The organism is Sphaerisporangium sp. NPDC088356, assembly GCF_040685555.1.
GTDB lineage: Bacteria > Actinomycetota > Actinomycetes > Streptosporangiales > Streptosporangiaceae > Sphaerisporangium.
Window position 1 is genome coordinate 1 of record NZ_JBFBIK010000002.1, and the last position, 21,305, is coordinate 21,305.

Below are 21,305 nucleotides of genomic sequence, written 5' to 3' on the forward strand. Positions count from 1 at the left end.
GCGTTTCCTCCCCGGCCTGAAGGCCGGGGTCTCCACGCTGAAAGGATTCGATGAGCGGTGCCACGGGGATGGAACGTCCGGCGGCTCCCAGCCGGCCTGGGCGACGATTTCCCCACCTGGTGGGGCAGGACGTTTGCTTTCGTGCGGCCGGGCAAGATTGAGGCATGCCGCAGCGAAGTGAGGACCCGGTCACGGTCACACCGTGTGAGGATGGTCCGCTTCTCATACGTGGGCCGTTCGCGTTGACGACTCAGGACGGGCGTCCCATCGACCCGGGCAGGGCGACGGTCGCGCTGTGCCGTTGCGGCCGGTCGTCCACCAAACCCTTCTGCGACGGCTCGCACAAGGTGACCGGCTTCAAGGCGCCGAGCGAGCCCGACGCCCCGGCGTGACCTGGCCGGCCGCCCCTCACCAGCGAGGAGGCCCCGCCTCGCCAGCGGCTGATGACGTGCTCGGCGAAGAGCCGTTCGACCGTCGTCGCGCATGCGGCGCCGTAGAGGATGTCGCCGGTCAGGGACGGGTTGGCGATCGCGAAGCCGCCGCACATGTCGTGGACGGCGATCTGCTCGTGGGCGGCGTCGGCCTGCACGTGCTCGTCGTAGAAGCGGGTGGCCGCCGCGTCGCCCCCGAGCCGCCGCAGCCCCCGGCCGTACTTCATGTTGGGCAGGGATGAGGTCATCTCCAGTGCCGCCAGGTGGCCGAGCAGGGCGCCGCGCCATCTGCGGTGCAGGCCGAACAGCGACATGACGTTGGAGACGGCCAGGGTGATCGCGGGCACGCGGTCGAGGTGGGCGCCGTAGGAGTCGTCCAGTTCCAGACCGCGCATGGTGGCCCGGAACAGCTCCGAGTGCATCCGCTCGGCGCGGCCCCCGCCGTACTCGTCGGCCTGGATCTCCACCAGGGCGGCCTTGGGTCCGCCGCGCAACCGCGGGATCGCCCAGGTGTGCGGGTCGGCCTCCTTGAGGTGGTAGATCGACCGGTGTGTGACGAACTCACGGAACTGGCCGAGGTCGGCCTCGCGCTGGATGAAGGACGAAAGCGAAGGGCCGTCGTCGGCGGCGGTCACCAGCTCTATCAGGGCCCTGCGCAGGCTCGTCGCGGGTACGGCGGGCGGGCGCGGCACGGCACGCGCCAGGCCCTCCTCGAAGCACCGCTCCAGCTTCGCCCGCGCGGCCAGCAGCGAGGGATTCCACTCCCAACTCTCGTCCACGCCGTCGATGCCCTGGTAGTGCAGCTCGTAGCAGACGAACAGCGCGAGCTGCAGATCGTCGTCGTGAAGGGGCGCGTCCACCGGCGAGACGGGCAGGGGATCGATCTCGTGCGCCGGCCGGATCAGCCGTTCGAAGAGGTACGAGGTGATCGGACCTCGGGAAAGGGGCAACCGCATCGGATACTCCAGGTCGGGAAGGCACGGCACTTCGCAGAGTCTCGGCAGGTTGCGCTGCCCGGCCACCGGCCGGCGAAACGCCGCCCTGAGGTGCCCGGAGCGTTTCGGTATGAGCACGGAGGGCAACCGTCTCCTTATGCGAGTCATTGTGGTGGGCGCGACGGGGAACGTCGGGACGAGCGTGATCTCCGCACTGGAGGACGATCCGGCGGTCACCTCGATCGTGGGAGTGGCCAGGCGGTCGCCGGGCCTGCGACCCGGCAAGACCGAGTGGCGCACGGCCGATGTCGTCACGGCCGACCTCACGGAGATCTTCTCCGGCGCGGACGCCGTCGTGAACCTGGCGTGGCTGTTCCAGCCGACCCACGACCCCGTGGTCACCTGGCGGGCCAACGTCCTCGGGGGTATGCGGGTGTTCCGCGCCGTCGCGGCGGCGGGGGTGCCCGCCCTGGTGCACGCCTCCTCCGTGGGCGCGTACTCGCCAGGCCCCGGCGAGGAGGCGGTGGACGAGAGCTGGCCGACCCACGGCTGGCCGGGTGCCTGCGGATCCAGGCCCTGCACTCCGACGACGCCGGGGAGGCCTACCGCCTGGCCGTGACCCGCCCCGTTTCCGGGCCGTTCAACCTCGCCGCGGAACCACCCGTGGGGCACGCGGGCGCGTCCGCGAGCTTGCCACCGGGGTAGGGCGACGCCCCTGACGCTCGCCCCTTCCTGACGGCGGGACCTCGCTCAGTTGGGCGTTCTTTGCGCACTTGCCTGCGACGTGAATTTCTCCTGGAACAGCATGATGTCGCACGGTGAGCTGCGGGCCTTGACGTTACCCATCGAAGAGACGGCGACGGGTAGCGTGTTTTGGGATATAGCTCCCAAATCCCAATGAAGGCGCATAGATAGCCATGCAATTAATCATTTCGGTTTCGCACCATCCGCCGGTCACCGTGCTCAGGCTCGCGGGCGACCTTGACCTCGCGACGGCCGGCCTCCTGGCCGGGATCCTCGACGATCTCGTAAGAAACGGCCACACGACCCTCGTGGTCGACACGTCCGCCCTGGACTTCTGCGATGTGACCGGCGTGGACGCCCTCATGGAAGGCCATGCGGCGGCGGACAGGGCCGGTGGCTCCCTCCGGCTGAGCGGAGTGCATGGTTTCCTCCATCGCGTGCTCGAGGTGACCCGGCTGTGTGAGGTACTTCAGACGACCGACTTCCGGCCCGACGGCGCGGACGGCTTCGTGCCCGCCTACCACTAGCCTGGTCGCCTGCCGGGGGCAGAGCGAATCCATGGCTGCGCTTGGCACACGCCCGGGAATCCCCCATGACGGCCACGGGTAGGACGCAAATACGGCTGCCCGGGGGGCGGCTTTCCGCGACACTGCCAGGTCAGATGGCCCTTTGTACGTTCTCTTGTCGCGGACATGACCGGCTACTGGAGGACATACGATGATCAACCGTGGTAGGCCGTCCAAGAACGGGCTTGTCGAGTTCACCTTCACCGTGCCGGTCGACCAGGCCCCGGCCGGCCTCTCCCTCGTGGGTGACTTCAACGACTGGGATCCCTACGCCCACCCGATGCGGCCGGAAGACGACCTCTACCGGGTGACGATCACCGTCCCCGCCGACCGGTCCATCTGCTTCCGCTACCTGGGCGACGGAGGAATGTGGTTCGACGACGCCGACGCCGATCGCCACGACCGCGACGGCGGCCACATCGACCCGGCGCCGGCGGACATCTCGAACGTCAACGGCAGGACCACCGCCGTCTCCGCGAGCTGACCGGGGCGTCACCGGCTGAGCGGCTCCGGCACTCCCACGTGCACTCTGATGGTGGTGCCGGATGGGCCGGTGCGCAGCTCGACCAGATCGCCGAGCTGATGGGCCAGCCACAGGCCGTGGCCGTGGCCGTGATCGGCGTTAGCGGGCGGGCGGCGGCGGCCCGCGAGCGGGTCGGCGATGTGGCCGCGGTCCCGCACCTGGACGATGATCTCTTCACGGGTGTGCCAGATGTGCAGGGTGCCGTGGGCCTGGGTGTGATCCAGGGTGTTGGTCGCCAGCTCGTTGACCAGGAAGACGAGCTCGTCGGTACGACCGCCGCCGAGGCCGCCGCGCCGGGCGTGCTCGGCGGCCACGGCCCGCACGGCGGCGAGGTCGTCGCGGTAGGACAGGCTCACGGCGTCGGCCGGGACGGGGGGCAGTGGCAGGTCGCATTCGTCGGGGAACAGGGCCCCGCCGCGATACGCCGCGCTCGCCCGCTCGGCTCCCCCGCTCACCAGGGTCGGATGCGTGTGCTCGGCATTGGCGAGCGTCCCGGCGTCCAGCCGGGCGGTGTCGTACGGGCACAGGATGGCCGCCGCGCGGTCGGCGAAGACCAGGTTGATCAGTGCCTCGTGCCGCGTGGCCTCCTGGATCTCCGCCTCCGTGCGCGTCGCCCAGATCGGCTCTCCGACGTAGCGCACCGCCTGGCCCGCGTGGGCGTCGAGGAACGCGGCCACCTTGGGAATGATCCAGGCGGGATTGCGGCCCATTTCGTTCATGTCAGCGAAGGCCACCCGGCCGGCCTGACCGTTCAGCCCGTCGCGGATCACGCCGAGCTTGTGGCCGGGAACGGCGACGAAGGCGGGCTGCTCACGGGCCGGCCCGTCGCGCAGGAAGCCCAGCACCCCGGCCAGATACTCGTCGGTGCCGGAGTAGAACATCGCCAGGTGGGCGAGCTTGGAGGGAGCCTCAGCGGTCTCAGACATTCGCCACCTCCAAACCGGTCAGCGCGGGCCAGCACAGCCCGATCAAGCGACGCACCACATCGGGCGCGTTGTGGAGCACGAGCCTGCGATCTGATGGCAGGCCACGCGCGGCCTGGGTGAACTGGCGTGCCGCACGCACGTCGATGAAACGCATGTCCGCCAGGTCGACATGGACATCCCCTGTCCCAGACGCTCCGGCCAAAACCAGGGCCTGTTCGAGCGCGTCGCCGGAGGAGGCGTCGGCCTCGCCGCTCAGCCGCAACCAGACCTGCTGCTCGGCGCCGCTGCCACAGGGCACCGCGACGATGCGCAGCAGTCCTGTTTCGAAGACCATCGGAGTGCTCACCACCTTCGGGTGCAGACCCACGGACTCGGTGAGCCTTCTTACGTCCAAGTCACGGCGGTCGTACTGGCACAGACCCGTCACCGGGCGCGTCGCGCACACCTCGTTCACCGCCGTCTCGTACTCGCCCAGCCGCTCCGCCCCGGGGCGTCACCAGGAGCTGACCAGGACATCTCGCCGATAACGTACATGCCGTCGTAGCCGTCGGCCACCGCGCGGTCCACCGCGTCGCGCAGCACCGCGACCATGCGGCCGGGGGCGAACGCACCGCCGGAGAGGTAGGTCCCTGCGGCGGCGGACACCGCGAGCCGGCCGCTCGCCGCCCGTACGGCCTCGGCCGTCATCCTCCTGCGCGCGGAATCCGAGTCGAACACTCCGCACTGATGCCGACCGGCACCGGCTTCCCGCACCGGCACCACCGCACCCGGTGGAGACGGCCTCGGACGCGGCCAAGACGCTGGCGGACACCAAGTCGAGAGCTCGCGATCTAACGGTCCCGAACCAGGTTCCTGATGCGTACCGCGAGGGCGTTGGGGTCGTCGCCGACCTGTACCACGATTCGGTTCAGCGGCCCGTCGCTCAGCTCCAGCCTGAGCGACGGCCTGGTGCGGCCGGCCAGCCAGTACGACGTGCCTTGCGGTCCGATGAAGGTGCCCGCGGTCAGGCCAGGAAAGAGCGTGGCCGCTCCTGGCCAGGAGCACGCCGTACAGGACCACCGCGAGCAACACCACGAGGGGGAACAGCGATCCTGCTGCAGGGCGGCACACCCCTTCCGAGCGACCTGGGAACGCTGGCGACCTCGCAAATTGTCGCGGCAGTGCTAGTCGGTCCGGTGCTCAACGCGGTGCCCTCGCTCGGAGAGGAATGGGCCTGGCGCGGCTGGTTGCTGCCCGCCCTGACCGACTCGCACGGCCCGCTGATCGCGTTGCCGTTGTCCGGCGTGGCCTGGGGCCTGTGGCACAGCCCGCTCACGCTGCTCGGCTACAACTACCCGGTCCTCGGGCCGTGGGCGGGGGCCTACTTCACCGGATTCTGCATCCTTGGGGGTCTCGTGCTGGGCTGGCTGCGCCTGCGTTCGAACAGCGTCTGGCCGGCCGTTGTCGGGCATGGCGCCATGAACGCCTCGGCTCCCGCCATTCTGCTGCTCGGCGATGCCAAGGCTGAGCCCAACGTGGTGGTCGCCGGCCTGACCGGGCTGGTCGGCTGGGCACTGCTCGCGCTGCTCGTCGTGCTGCTCTACCGCTTCTGGCCGATCCGGGCGGGGCGTCCCGCGCGAGTGGACACCATCTGAGCGAGAAGCAGGAGCAGTCCCACCGGAGCGCAGGAGACGCGGTAACGACCGAAGAACCCGCAGGGCCGAAAATGACTATGGGCACCCCCGCCGCGTGGAGGATGCCCAGGTCATCGGTGTGTACCGTAGTGCGCCGCCAGGGACTCGAACCCCGGACCCGCTGATTAAGAGTCAGCTGCTCTAACCAACTGAGCTAGCGGCGCGCGACCACGTCCAGGTTAGCGGTACAAACGGGGTGGCTGTGACATCTGCCCGGCTGCGCCGTCCACCAGGCGTGACTCCCCACGATCGTGCCGGTCGGTGGCCGGGCTTACCGTCTGGCAAGGCCGTCGTATCCACGTGACGACGTTTGGCGCGGAGTGAGCGGGTAGAGCGGAGAGTCCCGACGAAGTCAATCGAAGGGAGAACGCGAACATGCAGCAGGATCTTTGGAGTTACAGCCCGACCGTCACCGGCACCAACCAGAACTTCGACGTGGTCGGATACCACGTCGAGGCCACGGACGGGAAGATCGGTTCGGTGGACGAGGCCACGTACGAGGTGGGCGAGAGCTACCTGATCGTCGACACCGGCCCCTGGATCTTCGGCAAGAAGGTCATGCTTCCCGCGAGTACGGTCACGCAGATCGACCCGCAGGAGAAGAAGGTCTTCCTCAGCCGCACCAAGCAGGAGATCAAGGACTCGCCGGAGTTCGACGAGGCCGCGTTCAAGGAGCCCGCGTACCGCAGCCAGGTGGGCGACTACTACGGCCGCTTCCCCTTCGGGCCGGGCACCGTCTAGGCCATCACCCGCCCAGGAAACGAGCGAAGGCCGCGCCGCCAAGGCGCGGCCTTCCGCCGTTCCAGGCGCATCAGGCCTGTGCGCGAACAGAGCGGGGCCGCGTGCGGGGCGGGCCCGGTTCGAGGCTCAGGGCCAGTGAGTGTCGGCGTTCTCTGGCGGGGGCTTCGGGCAGGCCACACCGAGCCGGTCGAGCAGGGTCAGGAACGTCGAGGCGTACGGGGAGACCGATGCGACGACGGCGACCCGGTCCCAGTCGACCTGCTCCCTGAGCGCGCGGACCTGCGGCAGCATCGACCCGTAGTCGCAGCTGTGCTCCGACATCGGCAGGATCCACGAGATGACGAGGTCGGTCGCGTCGAGCACGGGCAGGTTCAGCGCCGCCGTATTGATCATGTCGGCTCTGGCGATCATCTCAGGGGTGATCGGGCGCTCCTCGATCCTGAAGATCAGGTCGACCAGCCTGTCACCCTCGTCGAACGCCTTGACCAGCCAGTCCTCCGGCGGCTTGGCCGTGCGGAACCCGACCTGCCTGAGCATCTCCAGCGTGCGAGGCACGTCCTCCTCGACCAGCACGAAGTCGACATCGTGCAGCGAAGGGGCCGCTCCGCGGGCGTAGGCCGCACAGCCTCCGGCGAGCGCGAACCGCACTCCCTCGGCTTTGAGCACGGACCCGGCGCGCTTCAACGTGTCGATGATCGCGTCGGTCACCTCATGCGTGTGACTCCCCAAGGCTCACCCCCAACGAGCGCAGGCTGAAGATCACAACTACCCGCCTTGTGCACCGGAAAACACGGCGCATGGTCGTGCCGGGGAAGGGTAGGCGGCGCCCTATGACCAACATATTCACGAGCACACTTCGTAAGGAGGGACGGGCCTACGAGAACGGAGCAGATCGGCCGCTTGGATCGTACCTGCGCGTTCTCGGCGTCTACGGCGGCGCGGTGGCGGGCCTGCTCGCCCTCGGCAGGCTGACGGGCGCCAGGGCACCAGAGCGGATCTCCCCGATGGACCTGTTCCTCATGGGGCTGAGCACACACCGACTCTCCCGGACGATCACGAAGGACCCGGTCACGAGCCCGTTCCGGGCACCCTTCACACGCTACGCCGGGGTGAGCGGACCTGCCGAACTGAGGGAGGAGGTTCGCGGCCACGGCATCAAGCATGCCGTCGGCGAGCTCGTGACCTGCCCCTTCTGCGTCGCGCAGTGGGTCGCCACGGCCTATGCCGCCGGCATGGTCTTCGCTCCCGGAGTCACCCGCATCGCCGGGGCCACCATGTCCGCCGTCGCCGTCTCCGACTGGTTACAGTTCGGGTACGCACGACTGATGAAGTCCACCGAGGAGCCGCCCGAGGAGGAGTCATGACCGAGATCTCCCTCAGCACCTCGCTCAAGGCGTTCCAGCAGAACCCTTACGGCAAGTGGTTCGGAATAGCCGCGCTGGGGCTGGTCGCGTGCACCCTTCTCAGCGTGGTGGCGGGCATGGCGGGGGCCGTCTGGCTGACCATGCTCCTCGGAATCCTGGCCTACGCGGCACTGGCGGGCGCTCTGTTCACCGTACGGCGCATGGTGCGCGCCCACCGGCGCGAGAGGATCAGGAAGTACGGATGACGCTGAGTGACGTGGCCGGACCCGAGTCCGATGAGAGCCACAAAGAACGGGTCGACCGTGAGCTCGGCGAACTCCTCCAGGGGTTACGGGTGGCGGCGACGGGCGTGCAGGTGCTTTTCGCCTTCCTTCTCACCCTGCCCTTCTCCACAGGTTTCGGAAAGGTCGACCAGGCAGGGCGGTGGCTCTTCTACGTCGCCATGCTGAGCGCCGCCATCGCCTCCATTTGCCTCATCGCCCCGGCGACACAGCACCGCATTCTTTTCCGCACCCAGTTGAAGGAGCTCATGCTCCACCGCGCCAACCGGCTCGGCGTGGTGGGAGGGATCGCGCTCGCCATCTCCATGACGTGCTCGACCGGGCTGGTCGTGGAGGCCTTCCTCGGCATCCTGCCGGCGGCGCTGCTGGCGGGAGGGGTGGCGGGGCTGAGCGGCTGGCTGTGGTTCGTGGAGCCGCTCGTCTCGCGGTGGCGCGGGCGGGACGGTGCCCAGGAGGCCTGAGAGCCGGCGGCCGCGATCTTCGGGCGCCTCACACGTCGGGCGACGTGGGAGGCGCCCAGACGTTTGCGCCGGTCAGCCCCGCGGTTGGCTGTTGCTTGAACATTAATCCCCCGATAGCAAGAGTTGATGCGCAAACACGTTAATGAGGCATTTGTCAGGGCAGAGGGATGCCCATGGGTACACTTCTTTGGCTCATCGCCGTCGTTCTCGTCATCGCCGGGATCTACGTCATCCTGGCCCGTCGCGACCTCCTCTGGGGGATCGTCCTCATCGTCGTCGGCCTTCTCGTCGGCCCCGGTGGCGTCAGCATCTTCCATCCATAAAGCACCTGAAAGAAGAGGCGAAGTTGGACGCGCAAGCGGCGGACCGGCCTACCCGGCCCGCCGCCGCGGCCCCGAGTTCGCGGGTTCCACAAGGGGCCCGGCTCGATCGACCCGGTCGAAACGAGTGCTCGAGAAAAGAAGACATCAAAAGACAACAGACCTCAGCGGTCAGCCGTCCCCTGGCTGAACCGCCCCTGACCATGCGGCCCCTTCCCTGAAGAACAATGCGTTCCGAGGGATCGAACCGTGCTCTCAGACCGTCCGCCGGCCCGTGAAACCCTTCGCCCCGCCCAGGAGAAACCCTAGGCGGGGCGGGAAGAGCAGGCACATCAGGACGTCTCAGCAGATCTCGGGGTCCTCACCGCCAAGGCAGTAGACGGCGTACGCCCTGCTGAGCACGGGCAGCGCCACGTTGCGGACGCGGACGCCACCGGGCGTCACGCCCTTCTCGACACCGGCATGCGCGTGTCCGTGGATGAACAGATCGGCGCCCTCGGCGTCGACGGCCTCGGCGAGCAGGTAGCTGCCGAGGAAGGGGTAGATCTCCAGCGGCTCGCCCGCGAGGGTCTCCTTGACCGGCGAGTAGTGGCTGAGCACCACTTTGTGGTCGGTGTCCAGGCCCTTGAGCGCCTTGTGCCACAGCTCGGCGATCTCCCTGGTGTGCCGGACCAAGGCCTTCATCTGTGGCTCGCCGAACTCGCTCGCGCACTTACCCGCGAACCCGCCGCCGAAGCCCTTGCCGCCCGCCACGCCGAGTCGTACGTCCCCGCACTCGATCACCGTGGAGTCGTCCTGCAGGACGCGTATCCCGGCGTCGCGGAGCAGAGCGACGATCTCGTCCTCGGCGTCGGACTGGTAGTCGTGGTTGCCGAGCACGGCGACCACGGGAACCGGCAGGTCGCGGAACTCCTCGGCCACGACCCTGCCCTCCTCGGGGGTGCCGTGACGGGTCAGGTCCCCCGCGAGTAGCAGGACGTCCGCCCGCTCCTCGATGCCGTCCAGCCTCCGCCGGTACCTCCCCCGGATGTCCTCACCCAGGTGGACGTCGCCGACGGCGGCGACTCTGATCTTCACAGGGTCTCCTCCTCTCCCGGCTCCCTTACCTCGACCACGGTGACCTCGTTGTGGACCTTCAGGCCGGGCGCGGTCTCAGCCGCCACATCGGCCACGAGGAGCCGGCGCTCGCGCGACTCCACCTGGCCGCCCAGGAAGAGCTGGTCACCGCGGATTTCGACGCGTATCCCCAGCTCGTAGGTGCGGTCGTCCTCCGCGAGCGCCCGCTGCACGCGGGCGGCGACGTAGTGGGGAGCGTCGTAGTGCGGAGCGTCGTGATGCGAAGCGACGTCGTGCTGAGCCTCGTAGGACATCGTCTACCCCCCTCCGATCGAGTACAGGTCTCGCCCTGCCCGTCGTACCGGCCGCGAAACCGGGGAGGTTTGGTCCTTCGATCTCAGGATAGAACAGCGCGTTAACGACAAGTGTGTAGGACGCAGGCGCTCTCCACCCGGTCCATGGCCGGATGGGAAGCGCATGCGGGTCATCACGATCCCCCAGCCTGTGCACCCTGCCCCCCGTGCACCTCGTGACCGCGGTCGCCTTCCGTACGGTGTCGCGATCCGCCCTTGCCCGTGATCCGTGCCGACGCTCGTATCGGTGCCGCCGCTCGTATCCGTGCCGATGTTCGTGATCCGTGCCGCGCCAGGTGACCAGCGCATGCTCCACGAGGCCATCAGGCATCGACCAGCCCGACTTCGGGCGCTCCCCTGAGCTCCGCGCATCCGAGCCAGGAAGTCAGCAGGGATCGCCGAACTGGAGGAGACCCGGTGAAGATAGCAATGGTGTCCGAGCACGCGAGCCCCCTCGCCATCGCCGGAGGCGTGGACTCAGGCGGCCAGAACGTCCACGTCGCGGCCCTCGCCCGCGGGCTGGCCGACAGGGGCCACGAGGTGACCGTCTACACCCGCAGGGAGAGCGCGGAGATCGCCGAAGAGGTGGCGTTCGCCCCCGGCGTGTCCGTGGTCCACGTCCCCGCGGGACCGCCGGCCAGGATCCCCAAGGACGCGATCCTGCCGTGGGTGCCCGACTTCGGGCACTGGCTGCGGCAGCGCTGGATGTTCCAGCCGCCGGACGTCGTCCACAGCCACTTCTGGATGAGCGGCCTCGCGGCCCTGGCCGCCGCCCGCGATCCCGGGATCCCCGTGGTCCACACCTTCCACGCCCTCGGCGTGGTGAAGCGGCGCCACCAGGGGACCAACGACTCCAGCCCGAACGAACGCCTCAAGGCGGAGACCGTCATCGCCCGGGGCGTCGACCGGATCATCGCCACGTGCGGTGACGAGGCAGACGAGCTGATCCGGATGGACGCTCCCCGCCGGTCGGTCCAGGTGGTGCCCTGCGGCGTCGACTGCGCGGAGTTCGGGCCGTCCGGGCCCGTCGCGCCCCGCCCGCACGGCCCGCGCGTGCTGTCGATCGGGCGGCTGGTGCCCCGCAAGGGCGTCGACACCGTCATCGAGGCCATGCGCCTGGTCCCCGGAGCCGAGCTGGTCGTCGCCGGAGGGCCGCCCGCCCACGACATGGATCACGATCCCGAGGTGACGCGGCTGCGCCGCATCGCGTCCGAGGCGGGGGTCGCGGCCCGGGTGCGCTTCGTCGGCCAGGTCTCCCACGAGAACGTCCCGGCGCTCATGCGCTCCGCCGACCTGGCCGTCTGCGTGCCCTGGTACGAGCCGTTCGGCATGGTCACCCTGGAGGCCATGGCCTGCGGGCTGCCGGTGATCGCCTCCTCCGTCGGCGGCCAGTGCGAGACCGTCGTCGACGGCCTGACCGGCACCCTGGTCCCACCGCGCGACCCGAGATCGCTCGCCACGGCCCTCAACACCCTGCTGGGGGACCACGATCTGCGCACGGCGTACGGGGTCGCGGGCGCCGAGCGGGCCCGCGCACGGTACGACTGGCCCCGGATCGCCGCCGAGACCTGCGCCGTCTACGAGGAGGTCCTGGAGGCTCGCGGACGCATCCCCGTCGGAAGTAAGGCGTCGTGAACCCCCCTCTGGTCCGGGAGGGCTCGAGGCCATGAGCATCGCGCTGGTACTGAGAGCGCTCGGCATCGGTGAGCTGCTCACCGCCGTGCCGGCACTGCGGGCGCTGCGCCGCGGCGGCCTGAACGTCGTTCTCGCCGCGCCCCCCGAACTGAACGACCTGGCGATTCTCACCGGCGCGGTCGAGGGCCTGCTGCCCACACGCGGCCTGGACGGGCTCACCTGGAACGGCCGGCGGCCCGACCTGGCGGTGAACATGCACGGGCGCGGGCCGAGGAGCCACCGGCTGATGATGGAACTGCGGCCGAGGCGGTTGTGGGCGTACGCCAACCCTGCCCTGCCCCGGCTGAAGGGACCGCGCTGGCACGAGCACGAGCACGAGGTGGAGCGCTGGTGCCGGCTCGTCAAGTGGTACGGCTCGCGCGTCGACCCCGGCGACCTGGCCCTTCCCGTCCCGCTCTGCCACAACCCGGCGCCTGGAGCCGTGGTGATCCATCCGGGGGCCCGGGAGACGGCGAGGCGCTGGCCGCCCGAGCGTTTCGCCGAGGTGGCGAGGGCCATGGTCGCCGAGGGGCTGCGCGTCGTCGTGACCGGGAGCCGGCGCGAGCGCCCCCTGGCCCTGCTCGTCGCGGCCCAGGCCAAGCTGGCGCCGACCAGCGTGCTCGCCGGCCGTACGTCCCTGAAGGAGCTCGCCGCCCTGGTCGCCGGGGCGGGCCTGGTGGTCAGCGCGGACACCGGGGTGGCCCACCTGGCGACGGCGTACGGCACCCCGTCGGTGGTGGTTTTCGGCCCCGGCTCGCCCGCCCGGTGGGGACCGCCCGCGGACAGGCCGTGGCACCGGGCCCTCGCGCGCGGCGCCGATCCCCGGGCGGTGACCGTCGAAGAGGTGGTGGCGGCCGGCCGCGAGGTGCTCTCGGTCTCCGTTGCCTGAGCGGGCTGGGTTTGGACGGGCTTTTGAACGGTAGCGGGGGAAGGAGCGGTATCCACCATCAGGAGGCAGAGGACGTGCTTCACCGACCGGCTCCTGTCACCTACCAGCAGGAGCGCGCATGACGTCGGATCTGTCGGGTACGGGGAATGTTCAGCGGAAAGGGGGGCCGGTAATGAGCGAAACTCCAGAACAGCGGTCTTCGACCGGTAAGCCCATGGTGACGGGAACCCCGAGGGACGTCATCCACATACGTCTTGCGTCGTTCGTACTGTTCCTCGCGGTGGCGCTGGGAGTGCTGGCGCTGGTGGCCAAGGCCACGTTGCTGGCCGTGGCCCTCGGCGTCATCGCCGTGATCGCCATCGTGGACGTCGTCCTCGCCGTCCGGCGCCAGCGCCGCCTCGGCGGCGGACCGCGGTCGACGGGCTGAACCGGCGCGCTCCAGTCCACCGGCTGAAAGGGGAGAACGTGTTAAGCGGCAAGGTCGTAGTGGTGACCGGCGCCAGCGGTGGCGTCGGTCGTGCTGTGGTACGGATGCTCGGAGAGAAGGGCGCGAAGGTCGCCCTCATCGCGCGGGGAGAGACCGGCCTCGCGGCCGCCGCCACCGAGGTGGGAGGCGAGGGCGGGACCGCCAAGGTCTTCCCCGCGGACGTGGCCGACCACGAGCAGGTGGACGCCGCCGCCGACCGCGTCGAGAAAGAGCTCGGCCCCATCGACGTGTGGATCAACGTGGCGTTCTCCTCGGTGTTCGCGCCGTTCACCGAGATCGAGCCGGCGGAGTACGAGCGCACCACCAAGGTCTCCTACCTCGGCTACGTGTGGGGCACCCGGGCCGCGCTGCTCCGGATGCGCCCGAGGAACCGGGGCGTCATCGTGCAGACCGGTTCCGCCCTGGCCTACCGCGGCATCCCGCTCCAGGCGGCCTACTGCGGTGCCAAGCACGCGATGAAGGGGTTCACCGAGTCGGTCCGCACCGAGCTGCTCAACGAGGGCAGCGATGTGAAGATCACCATGGTGCAGCTTCCCGCGGTGAACACCCCGCAGTTCGACTGGGTGCTCTCGCGGCTGCGCCGCCACCCCCAGCCCGTGCCGCCGATCTTCCAGCCCGAGGTGGCCGCGCAGGCGATCGTGTACGCCGCCGAGCACCCGTCCCGGCGGGAGTACTGGGTGGGCGGCAGCACCGCGGCGACGATCATCGGCGAGAAGTTCGCCGCCGGGCTGATCGACCGCTACCTCGGCAAGACGGGCGTCGACTCCCAGCAGACCGAAGACAAGCCGAGCGGCGTGGCGAACCTGTGGGAGCCCGCGGACGAGAACCGCGACTACGGCGCCCACGGCGGCTTCGACGAGCGTTCCAAGGACCGCAGCGTCCAGGTGTGGCTGTCGCAGCACCGCAACCTGGTCGCCGCCGGCGTGGGCGGCGCCGCCGCGGCGGCCCTGGCCGTGCTGGCCGCCCGCCGCTGAGGGCCGGGACACGAAGGAGGGCGACGGATTCGATTCCGTCGCCCTCTCGCTATGCGGGGTGGTTCCAGGCTCTCAGGGGGGACCTTCTGCCGGATGGCGTCACTTCCCCGGCCACTCCCCTGTGGCGTTCTGGATGCCTTCCGCGCTCGCGCGGTCGATGGCGGCCTTCACGACCCCGAAGATCGCGCCCTGGACCGCGGCGGCGATCAGAACCTCACTCCAGCCGTACTGCTTGGACGTGGCCTCGGGGGCGTCGCTCTTGCCGGCCACCAGCTTCCAGACCTGCTTGAAGATCAGGCCGGAGAGGAAGCCGCCGGCCATGCCGGACAGCGCGCCCGCCGACCTGTAGGCAAGCTTCTTCACGATTACTTCTTCCTCCGCAGGATCCTCCACAGGACCAGGGCGCCGGCGGCCACCGCGGCGGTGACCCACGGGCGGTTCTTGGCCTGGGTGACGACCTTGTCGGCCGCGTCCTTCACCTCGGGGGGCATGTTGGAGCGGGCCTTCTCGGCGAGGTCGCCCGCCTTGCCCGCCAGCTCGGTCGCCTTGCTCCCGGCGATCTCGGCCAGGTCACCGGCCTTGTCGCTCGCCTTGGCCGCGAGGTCGCCCGCCTTGTCCCCGGCCTTGGAGGCCAGGTCCCCTGCCTTGCCGCCCGCCTTGGAGGCCAGCTCTCCGGCCTTGTCCCCGGCTTTGGAAGCCAGGTCCCCTGCCTTGTCGCCGGCCTTGACCGCCAGGTCGCCCGTGCTCTTCTTCGCCTCGGTCAGCGCGTCCTGCGCCGGGCCCGTCATATCCGCCATCGTGTCCTCCTTTGCCATGGCACCCCGCTACCCCTACAGGAAAGGCTCTAACGAGTTTCCGCCCACCGGCGCGGATGGGCACACGCGAGAAGGCCGGCCCGGCTTGAGCCGGACCGGCCGATGAACGCCGTGGAAGCCTGTTCGGCCACAGGTCACCTGGCTTTCGCGGTGGCCCTGCGATTCGCCTTCTTGATGGCCTCGACAAGCTCGCTCTTGTCCATCTTCGACCGGCCTTCGACACCCAGCCGGGCGGCGACCTTGTACAGGTGTTCCTTGCTGGCGTTGGCGTCGACGCCCTCGGCGGTCTCACCCCGTGCCGGCGTGCCGCGCGCGGCCTGGGCATCGGAGGGGCCCTTCTGGGCCTTCGGCTCCCAATGGTCGCCGACCTTCTCGAACGAATGCTTCAGCGCGGCGAACGCGGTGCGGTGGGCCCTTTCGCCCTCTCCGTACGTCCGCACGGCTGAGTCATGCGCTTTGATCCATGTTTCCTGTGCCTTTTTCGGGGAGCGCTCAATGGTCGATGGGAGCTCCTGCTTTCCAGGCATGACTGATACCTCCTCGAAGAACCGCTGGTGGCCACGTGGCCGCCACCGGGCTCCGCCGGGTCAGACCATCGGGTCGTCGTAACGCCGCTCCTCGTACACCTGGGTGCGCGTGCCGTCGACCGGGCTGACAGGGCTGACCGGGCTGACAGGGCTGACCGGGCTGACAGGGCTCACGGGAGTCGTGCGGGTGACGGCGGTCGTCCTTCGCATGTTGGTGAGCCGCCAGATGCCGAACAGCAGTCCGGCGATACCACCGAGCATGAGAATCACGCCGACGACGTTGATGTCGACGCCCGCGAGGTCGAACTCGACGGCCCACGTCAGGATGGCGCCGAGCATGATCAGGAAGATGCTTCCGGCTATGGTCATGGAAATGCCTCCTTCGCTCCTCGCACCCCCTTCTTTCCCTCACACGGGTCTCAAACGTCCGAGGCCCGCCGGATCTCGCCACGCCGTACCCGGCGTATTCCGTTTGCCCAGGCAGACACGTCGGTGGTACGCACTCTTCCGTGACGTTCAGCGATAAACCGACCTTCACCGGCAAGCGCGTCGTACTGCGCCCCGCCGGCCCGGAGCATGCCGACGGCCTGTGGGAGCTCGTGCGCGACCCCGAGACCCGGCGGCTCACCGGCTCGCACGGGGGGTTCAACCAGGAGGCCACCAGGCTCTGGTACGCCACCCGGGCCGAGCACGGCGACCGGCTCGACCTGGCGATCTGCGACGCGGCCGACGGCTCCTACGTCGGCGAGATCGTGCTCAACGAGCTCGACACCGCCAACATGTCCTGCAACCTGCGCATCGCCCTGGTGGGCCCGCGCGTGTACGGCAAGGGATACGGCACCGAGGCCACCCGCCTGGTCCTTGCCCACGCGTTCGAGACCGTGGGGCTCCACCGGGTGAGCCTTGAGGTGTTCGCCTTCAACGCTCGGGCGCATCACGTGTACGAGAAGGTCGGCTTCGTCAAGGAAGGCGTCCTGAGAGACGCCCTGCGCTGGGACGGGGAGTGGCACGACGCCATCGTGATGTCCGTCCTCGCCCCCGACTGGAACATCCACCGCGGCCACCCGCCGGTCCGGCGGCCCACCCGTGAGGACTCCCCCGCTGAAACGCACTGATCCTTCCCTCCAGCCCCCCGGCCGGCCCCGACCGGCCGACCCCGGGTGGCCCGCCACTCGCGCGTCGGTGCTCCGCGACGCGGCCGGGATCGCCCTGACCAGCGGGGCGTACGCCGTGTCCTGCGGTGCGATCTGCTCGGCCGCGGGGCTGTCCATTCTTCAGACGTTAGCGCTGTCGCTGCTGATGTTCACGGGCGCGTCGCAGTTCGCGATCGCCGGGGTGATCGGCTCCGGTGGCAACCCGTTCGCCGGTGCCGCCGTCGCGGTCCTGCTCGGCAGCCGCAACGCGCTGTACGGCCTGCGCCTGGCCTCGCTGCTGAACGTCAGGGGCGCACGCAAGGCCCTGGCCGCGCAGCTGGTCATCGACGAGACCACCGCGATGGCCGTCGGCCGCGAGACCGAACGGGCCGGGCGGCTCGGATTCTGGGCGACCGGCGTGGCCTTGTACACGCTGTGGGGCCTTGGCAACCTGCTCGGCGCGCTCGGCGCCCAGGTCCTGCCCGGCCCCGAGGTGCTCGGCATGGACGTGGCCGCGCCCGCCGCGTTCCTGGCCCTGCTGGCGCCGCGCATGCGTGCGGGGCGTCCGTGGATGGCGGCCCTGCTCGCCGCCGCGACCGCCCTGATCGCCGCGCCGCTGCTGCCTGCGGGCGTTCCCGTGCTGCTGTCCGCCCTGGTGGTGGGGGTCCTGGCGCTGCTCCTGCCGTCGAAGAAGGCGGAACCGCCGGTATCCCCGGCCATTTCCGGCCCTGAGGAGGAGACCCCATGATCTGGTACGCCGTGATCGCCGCGAGCGTGGGCTGCTACCTGTTCAAGCTCGCCGGGCTGTCGGTGCCGGAGCGGATCCTGCGGGACGAACGCACACGCCGGATCGCCGCACTGCTACCCGTGGGGCTGTTGAGCGCCCTCATCGCCACCCAGACGTTCACAGGGGGCCACCACATCACCCTGGACGCTCGCGCCGCGGGGCTCGGCGCGGCCGTGATCGCGCTGCTGTTCCGCGCGCCGTTCCTGATAGTCGTGGCGGTGGCCGTCGCGACCACCGCCGTGTTACGCCTCCTTGGGTGAACCGAAGCGCACCCCCGGAGTCACCTGGATCTAGGTGCCGCCGTTCCGCACCGCGTTCTTCTTCGCGATGCCCCGGACCACCTCGTCGACGTGCGGCTCGCACACCGGGTCCCGGGAACGCCTGCCGGAGAACCAGCTCGTCTCGATCACGTAGTCGGCTGGATGCCCGCATAGGCAGGTGCCAGGGTTTTCTGGGTCTACCGGTACTACCGCTGTCTGCTGCCTGACCATGAATCGAGCGTAGCCGCGATATGACCTCTTTTCTCCCAGAACACTCGCTTCTCCCCAGAAAGCAAGCCGCGTCGCGGGCGTGTGACCTGCTACGCAGACCTCAAAGGCTAGGCGAAGACGGGGCCGGCGGCTGCTCGTATGCCTACAGTTGACTCACCGGAATACGCCCCGACGATCGCGATGGGGACGCATGGAGATAGAAGGGTCCTTCTGGCGCGCCATCGCGGTCTACCGCATCGCCTCGCTCGCTTACGCAGCGCTGTTGCTCGCGGGCGCCGGAGGCTACCAGCGGCCCGCCCTCGGGTGGCTCGTCATCGGTGTCATGGCCCTCTGGACCGCGGCCACGACGTTCGCCTACTCGGTCGCCCGCGGCAGGGCCCTCCTCGTGATCGACTTGCTCGTCACGATGGGCTGCCTGCTCGCCTCGCCGTACGTCCAGGGCTCGGGCGCGGGTCCCGCCGGGGTCATGCCGGTCACCGCCACCTGGATCGGCGGCCCCGTGCTCGCCTGGGCCGTGTACGGCGGGCGCCGCGCGGGGGTCGTGGCGGCGATCATCCTGTCGCTGGGCGACCTGTGGCTGCGCGGCCTGCGCGCGTTCGACCTCTTCGTCCCCGCCAGTGGGGCCGTGCTGCTGATCCTCGCCGGAGCCGTGGTGGGCCACGTCGCCCGGCTCACCAAGCAGGCCGAGGAACGGCTCCAGCGGGCGGTCGAGATGGAGGCGGCCGGCCGCGAGCGCGAGCGGCTGGCCCGGGGCATCCACGACTCCGTCCTTCAGGTGCTGGCCCTGGTACAGCGTCGCGGGCTGGAGATCGGCGGGGAGGCCGCCGAGCTGGGACGGCTGGCCGGGGGGCAGGAGGCGGCCCTGCGGGAGATGATCCGCGGCGAGCCGGTCTCGGCGAGGTACGAGGACGCCGGGCTCACCGACGTCGGCGCCCTGCTGCGCAGGTACGGTTCGGCCACGGTGACCGTGTCCACGCCCGCGACGCCCCTTCTGCTGCGGGCGGAGCAGGCGCGGGAGGTGGCCGCGGCCGTGGGCGCGGCGCTCGACAACGTGCGCCGGCATTGCGAGGAGGGCACCCGGGCCTGGGTGTTCGCCGAGGGGGACGCCGAGTCGGTGACCGTCACCGTCCGCGACGACGGCCCCGGCATCCCCGCGGGGCGTCTCGCGGAGGCGGAGGCCGAGGGCAGGCTCGGCGTCGCGCAGTCGATCCGAGGGCGCGTGGCCAACCTCGGCGGCACGGCAGGCTTCATCTCCGTTCCGGGCCAGGGCACCGAGGTCGAGCTGACCGTCCCCGCTCCCGCTTAGGCCCCGGCCGACCTACAGTTACCGGTGTGAACGCTCTGCGGGTGATGGTGGTGGACGACCACCCGATGTGGCGGGACTCCCTCGCCCGCGACCTCGGCGAGGCCGCCTACGACGTGGTCGCGACCACGGGTGAGGGGCGCCAGGCCCTCCGCGTCGCCGCCGCCGTACGGCCCGACGTGGTGATCCTCGACCTGAGGCTTCCCGACCTGCCCGGAGTGGAGGTCGCCAGAGGGCTCGCGGCCTGCGAGCACCCGCCCCGCGTCCTGGTGCTGTCGGCGAGTGCTGAGCAGGAGGACGTGCTCGAGGCGGTCAAGGCGGGCGCCTCGGGCTACCTGGTCAAGTCGGCCGGCAAGGAGGAGTTCCTCGACGCCGTGCGCCGCACGGCCGAGGGCGAGCCGGTGTTCACCCCCGGCCTCGCGGGGCTCGTGCTCGGTGAATACCGCCGCCTCGCGGTCCAGACCCCCGCCGACGACGGCCCGCGCCTGACCGACCGCGAGACCGAGGTGCTGCGCCTGGTCGCCAAGGGGCTCTCCTACAAACAGATCGCCGAGCGGCTGGTGCTCTCGCACCGCACCGTGCAGAACCACGTGCAGAACACCCTCAACAAGCTGCGGCTTCACAACCGCGTCGAGCTGGTCCGCTACGCGATCGAACGCGGCCTCGACGAGACCTGACGGCGCCCGCGACTTCACAGGCCGTCGACCTTGTAAGGGTCGTGCTCGGCGAGGAGCCTGTCGAGGCGCGCCTGGTCGACGCGGCTCGCCATGTTGCCGACCTCCTGCCGGTCGCGCACGCACTTGGCGAGCACGAAGGCCGACGTCACCGTGTAGAGCACGGCGACGGCCAGGAACGCGCGGACCCAGGGGTCGACGGGAATGTAGGCGATGCCGATCGCGATGCCGGCGAGCGCGATCCCGAAGGAGATGACGCATTGGGCGTAGTAAGCGCCGGTCGTGGTGGGGTGCAGGGGCTTCGTCATGGTTTCGATGCTCCTCCGTGGGCGGCCCAGGCGCCTGAGTACGCGTACCGGATCTCCCCTGAGTACTTGCCCGCGCGTTCCCGGGACCGCGCTTCGCCCGCGTCGCTGCGCTGCGGGCGAAAGGGGTGCCGCGTGCGGTGACCAGCGGCCTAGGGTGCGCATATGGAGATCACCCAGCTTCGTCCCGAGCTCTACATGCTCCAGCCGAGGTTCGGGCAGGCCTACCTCTGGCGGGACGCCGGCTCGCTCACGCTCATCGACACCGGCATCGCGGGCTCCGGGGCCGACATCGCCGAGGCCATCGGCACGCTCGGGTTCGACAGGCGTGAGCTCACCCGCGTGGTGGTGACCCACTTCCACGAGGACCACACCGGTTCGGCGGCCGAGGTCAGGGCGTGGGGCGGGGTGAGCGTCATGGCCCACCGGCTCGAGGCGCCGGTGATCCGGGGCGTGGTCCGCGGCCGGCCGCCCAACTTCCACGATTGGGAGCGCGAGCTGCACGCGCAGGTCGCCACCGGCCTGCCACCCGCGCCGCCCTGCCCTGTCGACCGCGAGCTCGAAGACGGTGACGTCATCGACTTCGGCGGCGGCGCCCGCGTGATCGCGACCCCCGGCCACACCGATGGCAGCATCGCGATCCACCTGCCCGCGTCCGGGGTGCTGTTCACGGGCGACACCGTGGCCCACGTCGACGGGCAGGTGATGCTCGGGGTCTTCAACCTCGACCGCGCCAAGACGATGGAGTCGTTCCGCGCCCTGGCCAAGCTCGACACGACCCTCGCGTGCGTCGGCCACGGCCGGCCGATCACCACCGACGTCCCCGCCACCCTCACGGCCGTATCGCGCAACTTCACCTGATCCCGGCCGAG

At 70.0% G+C, this 21,305-nt stretch carries 31 protein-coding genes, 1 tRNA gene and 1 pseudogene; 20 read left to right on the top strand and 13 right to left on the bottom strand.

The window, feature by feature from the left end; genetic code table 11:
• Positions 1-164 precede the first annotated feature (164 nt).
• Positions 165-287: pseudogene (locus tag AB0O34_RS01125) on the top strand (hypothetical protein); the annotation flags it as partial.
• Here AB0O34_RS01125 and AB0O34_RS01130 read toward each other — a convergent pair.
• The gene (locus AB0O34_RS01130; RefSeq protein ID WP_363911247.1) at positions 251-1,504 is read right to left on the bottom strand and encodes an iron-containing redox enzyme family protein; all 1,254 of its coding nucleotides are present in this window, start codon (positions 1,502-1,504) and stop codon (positions 251-253) included. The pseudogene AB0O34_RS01125 and the gene AB0O34_RS01130 overlap by 37 nt on opposite strands.
• Positions 1,505-1,568: 64 nt before the next feature.
• Here AB0O34_RS01130 and AB0O34_RS01135 point away from each other — a divergent pair, with 64 nt between their 5' ends.
• The 3 genes from AB0O34_RS01135 to AB0O34_RS01145 all read left to right on the top strand — a co-directional run bounded on the left by AB0O34_RS01135 (position 1,569) and on the right by AB0O34_RS01145 (position 3,160).
• Complete coding sequence (locus AB0O34_RS01135) at positions 1,569-1,985, top strand: NAD-dependent epimerase/dehydratase family protein (protein WP_363911249.1); 417 nt, start codon at positions 1,569-1,571, stop codon at positions 1,983-1,985.
• Positions 1,986-2,283: 298 nt separating this feature from the next.
• Complete coding sequence (locus AB0O34_RS01140; protein ID WP_363911251.1) at positions 2,284-2,637, top strand: STAS domain-containing protein; 354 nt, start codon at positions 2,284-2,286, stop codon at positions 2,635-2,637.
• A 190-nt stretch (positions 2,638-2,827) separates the two neighbouring features.
• Entirely contained in the window at positions 2,828-3,160 is a 333-nt protein-coding gene (locus AB0O34_RS01145; protein WP_363911253.1) for an isoamylase early set domain-containing protein, read from the top strand.
• 8 nt (positions 3,161-3,168) lie between these two features.
• Here AB0O34_RS01145 and AB0O34_RS01150 read toward each other — a convergent pair whose 3' ends face one another.
• From AB0O34_RS01150 to AB0O34_RS01160, 3 genes are read right to left on the bottom strand one after another with little or no spacing between them, the layout of a single operon-like run.
• On the bottom strand, positions 3,169-4,125 hold the full coding sequence (locus AB0O34_RS01150) for a sensor histidine kinase (protein WP_363911255.1): 957 nt from the start codon (positions 4,123-4,125) through the stop codon (positions 3,169-3,171).
• Positions 4,118-4,579 (bottom strand): STAS domain-containing protein, encoded by a 462-nt coding sequence (locus tag AB0O34_RS01155; protein ID WP_363911257.1) that lies wholly within the window; start codon positions 4,577-4,579, stop codon positions 4,118-4,120. Before AB0O34_RS01155 ends, AB0O34_RS01150 begins: the two co-directional genes overlap by 8 nt.
• Positions 4,576-4,842, bottom strand: a complete 267-nt coding sequence (locus AB0O34_RS01160; protein ID WP_363911259.1) for an MEDS domain-containing protein — start codon at positions 4,840-4,842, stop codon at positions 4,576-4,578. Before AB0O34_RS01160 ends, AB0O34_RS01155 begins: the two co-directional genes overlap by 4 nt.
• Positions 4,843-5,285: 443 nt before the next feature.
• Between AB0O34_RS01160 and AB0O34_RS01165 the strand changes: the two genes are divergently transcribed.
• Entirely contained in the window at positions 5,286-5,759 is a 474-nt protein-coding gene (locus tag AB0O34_RS01165) for a CPBP family intramembrane glutamic endopeptidase (protein WP_363911261.1), read from the top strand.
• Positions 5,760-5,888: 129 nt separating this feature from the next.
• Here AB0O34_RS01165 and AB0O34_RS01170 read toward each other — a convergent pair.
• Positions 5,889-5,962: transfer RNA gene (locus tag AB0O34_RS01170), tRNA-Lys, on the bottom strand.
• Positions 5,963-6,173: 211 nt separating this feature from the next.
• Here AB0O34_RS01170 and AB0O34_RS01175 point away from each other — a divergent pair.
• Positions 6,174-6,539: a PRC-barrel domain containing protein gene (locus AB0O34_RS01175; protein WP_363911263.1), complete on the top strand. Its 366-nt coding sequence runs from the start codon at positions 6,174-6,176 to the stop codon at positions 6,537-6,539.
• Positions 6,540-6,665: 126 nt separating this feature from the next.
• Here AB0O34_RS01175 and AB0O34_RS01180 read toward each other — a convergent pair whose 3' ends face one another.
• On the bottom strand, positions 6,666-7,247 hold the full coding sequence (locus AB0O34_RS01180; protein ID WP_363911265.1) for a hypothetical protein: 582 nt from the start codon (positions 7,245-7,247) through the stop codon (positions 6,666-6,668).
• Between the two features lie 122 nt (positions 7,248-7,369).
• Here AB0O34_RS01180 and AB0O34_RS01185 point away from each other — a divergent pair, with 122 nt between their 5' ends.
• The 4 genes from AB0O34_RS01185 to AB0O34_RS01200 all read left to right on the top strand — a co-directional run bounded on the left by AB0O34_RS01185 (position 7,370) and on the right by AB0O34_RS01200 (position 8,968).
• Positions 7,370-7,903 carry a DUF1360 domain-containing protein gene (locus tag AB0O34_RS01185; RefSeq protein WP_363911267.1) on the top strand — a complete coding sequence of 178 codons (534 nt, stop codon included), beginning with the start codon at positions 7,370-7,372 and terminating at the stop codon, positions 7,901-7,903.
• Entirely contained in the window at positions 7,900-8,148 is a 249-nt protein-coding gene (locus AB0O34_RS01190) for a hypothetical protein (protein ID WP_363911269.1), read from the top strand. The genes AB0O34_RS01185 and AB0O34_RS01190 overlap by 4 nt, the downstream gene beginning before the upstream one ends.
• A complete protein-coding gene (locus AB0O34_RS01195; protein WP_363911271.1) occupies positions 8,145-8,645 on the top strand; it encodes a DUF6328 family protein in 501 nt (166 codons plus the stop codon). The genes AB0O34_RS01190 and AB0O34_RS01195 overlap by 4 nt, the downstream gene beginning before the upstream one ends.
• A gap of 173 nt (positions 8,646-8,818) precedes the next feature.
• Positions 8,819-8,968, top strand: coding sequence for a GPGG-motif small membrane protein (locus tag AB0O34_RS01200; protein WP_189166679.1), 150 nt, complete (start codon positions 8,819-8,821; stop codon positions 8,966-8,968).
• A gap of 339 nt (positions 8,969-9,307) precedes the next feature.
• Here AB0O34_RS01200 and AB0O34_RS01205 read toward each other — a convergent pair whose 3' ends face one another.
• Positions 9,308-10,042, bottom strand: coding sequence for a metallophosphoesterase (locus AB0O34_RS01205; RefSeq protein ID WP_363911273.1), 735 nt, complete (start codon positions 10,040-10,042; stop codon positions 9,308-9,310).
• Positions 10,039-10,335, bottom strand: coding sequence for a BON domain-containing protein (locus AB0O34_RS01210; protein WP_363911275.1), 297 nt, complete (start codon positions 10,333-10,335; stop codon positions 10,039-10,041). Before AB0O34_RS01210 ends, AB0O34_RS01205 begins: the two co-directional genes overlap by 4 nt.
• A gap of 456 nt (positions 10,336-10,791) precedes the next feature.
• On the opposite strand from AB0O34_RS01210, the gene AB0O34_RS01215 reads away from it, so the two are divergent.
• The 4 genes from AB0O34_RS01215 to AB0O34_RS01230 all read left to right on the top strand — a co-directional run bounded on the left by AB0O34_RS01215 (position 10,792) and on the right by AB0O34_RS01230 (position 14,398).
• A complete protein-coding gene (locus AB0O34_RS01215) occupies positions 10,792-12,009 on the top strand; it encodes a glycosyltransferase (RefSeq protein ID WP_363911277.1) in 1,218 nt (405 codons plus the stop codon).
• Between the two features lie 31 nt (positions 12,010-12,040).
• Positions 12,041-12,937: a glycosyltransferase family 9 protein gene (locus AB0O34_RS01220; protein ID WP_363911279.1), complete on the top strand. Its 897-nt coding sequence runs from the start codon at positions 12,041-12,043 to the stop codon at positions 12,935-12,937.
• Between the two features lie 172 nt (positions 12,938-13,109).
• The gene (locus AB0O34_RS01225) at positions 13,110-13,364 is read left to right on the top strand and encodes a hypothetical protein (RefSeq protein ID WP_363911281.1); all 255 of its coding nucleotides are present in this window, start codon (positions 13,110-13,112) and stop codon (positions 13,362-13,364) included.
• A 38-nt stretch (positions 13,365-13,402) separates the two neighbouring features.
• Complete coding sequence (locus AB0O34_RS01230; RefSeq protein WP_363911283.1) at positions 13,403-14,398, top strand: SDR family oxidoreductase; 996 nt, start codon at positions 13,403-13,405, stop codon at positions 14,396-14,398.
• Between the two features lie 99 nt (positions 14,399-14,497).
• Here AB0O34_RS01230 and AB0O34_RS01235 read toward each other — a convergent pair whose 3' ends face one another.
• From AB0O34_RS01235 to AB0O34_RS01250, 4 genes are all read right to left on the bottom strand, one after another.
• Entirely contained in the window at positions 14,498-14,761 is a 264-nt protein-coding gene (locus AB0O34_RS01235) for a DUF4235 domain-containing protein (protein ID WP_363911285.1), read from the bottom strand.
• Positions 14,762-14,763: 2 nt separating this feature from the next.
• A complete protein-coding gene (locus AB0O34_RS01240) occupies positions 14,764-15,195 on the bottom strand; it encodes a hypothetical protein (RefSeq protein ID WP_363911287.1) in 432 nt (143 codons plus the stop codon).
• A gap of 152 nt (positions 15,196-15,347) precedes the next feature.
• Positions 15,348-15,740: a ChaB family protein gene (locus tag AB0O34_RS01245; RefSeq protein ID WP_363911289.1), complete on the bottom strand. Its 393-nt coding sequence runs from the start codon at positions 15,738-15,740 to the stop codon at positions 15,348-15,350.
• A 60-nt stretch (positions 15,741-15,800) separates the two neighbouring features.
• Positions 15,801-16,109, bottom strand: coding sequence for a DUF6458 family protein (locus tag AB0O34_RS01250; RefSeq protein ID WP_363911291.1), 309 nt, complete (start codon positions 16,107-16,109; stop codon positions 15,801-15,803).
• 140 nt (positions 16,110-16,249) lie between these two features.
• Here AB0O34_RS01250 and AB0O34_RS01255 point away from each other — a divergent pair, with 140 nt between their 5' ends.
• From AB0O34_RS01255 to AB0O34_RS01275, 5 genes are all read left to right on the top strand, one after another.
• Positions 16,250-16,855 carry a GNAT family protein gene (locus tag AB0O34_RS01255; protein ID WP_363911293.1) on the top strand — a complete coding sequence of 202 codons (606 nt, stop codon included), beginning with the start codon at positions 16,250-16,252 and terminating at the stop codon, positions 16,853-16,855.
• 67 nt (positions 16,856-16,922) lie between these two features.
• The gene (locus tag AB0O34_RS01260; RefSeq protein ID WP_363911295.1) at positions 16,923-17,621 is read left to right on the top strand and encodes an AzlC family ABC transporter permease; all 699 of its coding nucleotides are present in this window, start codon (positions 16,923-16,925) and stop codon (positions 17,619-17,621) included.
• Positions 17,618-17,920, top strand: a complete 303-nt coding sequence (locus tag AB0O34_RS01265) for an AzlD domain-containing protein (protein ID WP_363911297.1) — start codon at positions 17,618-17,620, stop codon at positions 17,918-17,920. The genes AB0O34_RS01260 and AB0O34_RS01265 overlap by 4 nt, the downstream gene beginning before the upstream one ends.
• A 421-nt stretch (positions 17,921-18,341) precedes the next feature.
• The gene (locus AB0O34_RS01270) at positions 18,342-19,457 is read left to right on the top strand and encodes a DUF5931 domain-containing protein (protein ID WP_363911299.1); all 1,116 of its coding nucleotides are present in this window, start codon (positions 18,342-18,344) and stop codon (positions 19,455-19,457) included.
• A gap of 44 nt (positions 19,458-19,501) precedes the next feature.
• Positions 19,502-20,131 (top strand): response regulator transcription factor, encoded by a 630-nt coding sequence (locus AB0O34_RS01275; RefSeq protein WP_363911584.1) that lies wholly within the window; start codon positions 19,502-19,504, stop codon positions 20,129-20,131.
• 14 nt (positions 20,132-20,145) lie between these two features.
• On the opposite strand, the gene AB0O34_RS01280 is transcribed toward AB0O34_RS01275, so the two are convergent.
• A complete protein-coding gene (locus AB0O34_RS01280; protein WP_363911301.1) occupies positions 20,146-20,436 on the bottom strand; it encodes a YiaA/YiaB family inner membrane protein in 291 nt (96 codons plus the stop codon).
• 162 nt (positions 20,437-20,598) lie between these two features.
• Between AB0O34_RS01280 and AB0O34_RS01285 the strand changes: the two genes are divergently transcribed.
• On the top strand, positions 20,599-21,294 hold the full coding sequence (locus tag AB0O34_RS01285) for an MBL fold metallo-hydrolase (protein WP_363911303.1): 696 nt from the start codon (positions 20,599-20,601) through the stop codon (positions 21,292-21,294).
• Positions 21,295-21,305 lie beyond the last annotated feature (11 nt).

Coding starts and splice junctions, on each gene's coding strand:
- AB0O34_RS01285 (WP_363911303.1), top strand. CDS start 20,599: ATGGAGATCACCCAGCTTCGTCCCGAGCTCTACATGCTCCAGCCGAGG.
- AB0O34_RS01265 (WP_363911297.1), top strand. CDS start 17,618: ATGATCTGGTACGCCGTGATCGCCGCGAGCGTGGGCTGCTACCTGTTC.
- AB0O34_RS01280 (WP_363911301.1), bottom strand. CDS start 20,436: ATGACGAAGCCCCTGCACCCCACCACGACCGGCGCTTACTACGCCCAA.
- AB0O34_RS01220 (WP_363911279.1), top strand. CDS start 12,041: ATGAGCATCGCGCTGGTACTGAGAGCGCTCGGCATCGGTGAGCTGCTC.
- AB0O34_RS01150 (WP_363911255.1), bottom strand. CDS start 4,125: ATGTCTGAGACCGCTGAGGCTCCCTCCAAGCTCGCCCACCTGGCGATG.
- AB0O34_RS01140 (WP_363911251.1), top strand. CDS start 2,284: ATGCAATTAATCATTTCGGTTTCGCACCATCCGCCGGTCACCGTGCTC.
- AB0O34_RS01245 (WP_363911289.1), bottom strand. CDS start 15,740: ATGCCTGGAAAGCAGGAGCTCCCATCGACCATTGAGCGCTCCCCGAAA.
- AB0O34_RS01190 (WP_363911269.1), top strand. CDS start 7,900: ATGACCGAGATCTCCCTCAGCACCTCGCTCAAGGCGTTCCAGCAGAAC.
- AB0O34_RS01195 (WP_363911271.1), top strand. CDS start 8,145: ATGACGCTGAGTGACGTGGCCGGACCCGAGTCCGATGAGAGCCACAAA.
- AB0O34_RS01175 (WP_363911263.1), top strand. CDS start 6,174: ATGCAGCAGGATCTTTGGAGTTACAGCCCGACCGTCACCGGCACCAAC.
- AB0O34_RS01200 (WP_189166679.1), top strand. CDS start 8,819: ATGGGTACACTTCTTTGGCTCATCGCCGTCGTTCTCGTCATCGCCGGG.
- AB0O34_RS01145 (WP_363911253.1), top strand. CDS start 2,828: ATGATCAACCGTGGTAGGCCGTCCAAGAACGGGCTTGTCGAGTTCACC.
- AB0O34_RS01210 (WP_363911275.1), bottom strand. CDS start 10,335: ATGTCCTACGAGGCTCAGCACGACGTCGCTTCGCATCACGACGCTCCG.
- AB0O34_RS01250 (WP_363911291.1), bottom strand. CDS start 16,109: ATGACCATAGCCGGAAGCATCTTCCTGATCATGCTCGGCGCCATCCTG.
- AB0O34_RS01270 (WP_363911299.1), top strand. CDS start 18,342: ATGGAGATAGAAGGGTCCTTCTGGCGCGCCATCGCGGTCTACCGCATC.
- AB0O34_RS01275 (WP_363911584.1), top strand. CDS start 19,502: ATGGTGGTGGACGACCACCCGATGTGGCGGGACTCCCTCGCCCGCGAC.
- AB0O34_RS01185 (WP_363911267.1), top strand. CDS start 7,370: ATGACCAACATATTCACGAGCACACTTCGTAAGGAGGGACGGGCCTAC.
- AB0O34_RS01225 (WP_363911281.1), top strand. CDS start 13,110: ATGAGCGAAACTCCAGAACAGCGGTCTTCGACCGGTAAGCCCATGGTG.
- AB0O34_RS01240 (WP_363911287.1), bottom strand. CDS start 15,195: ATGGCGGATATGACGGGCCCGGCGCAGGACGCGCTGACCGAGGCGAAG.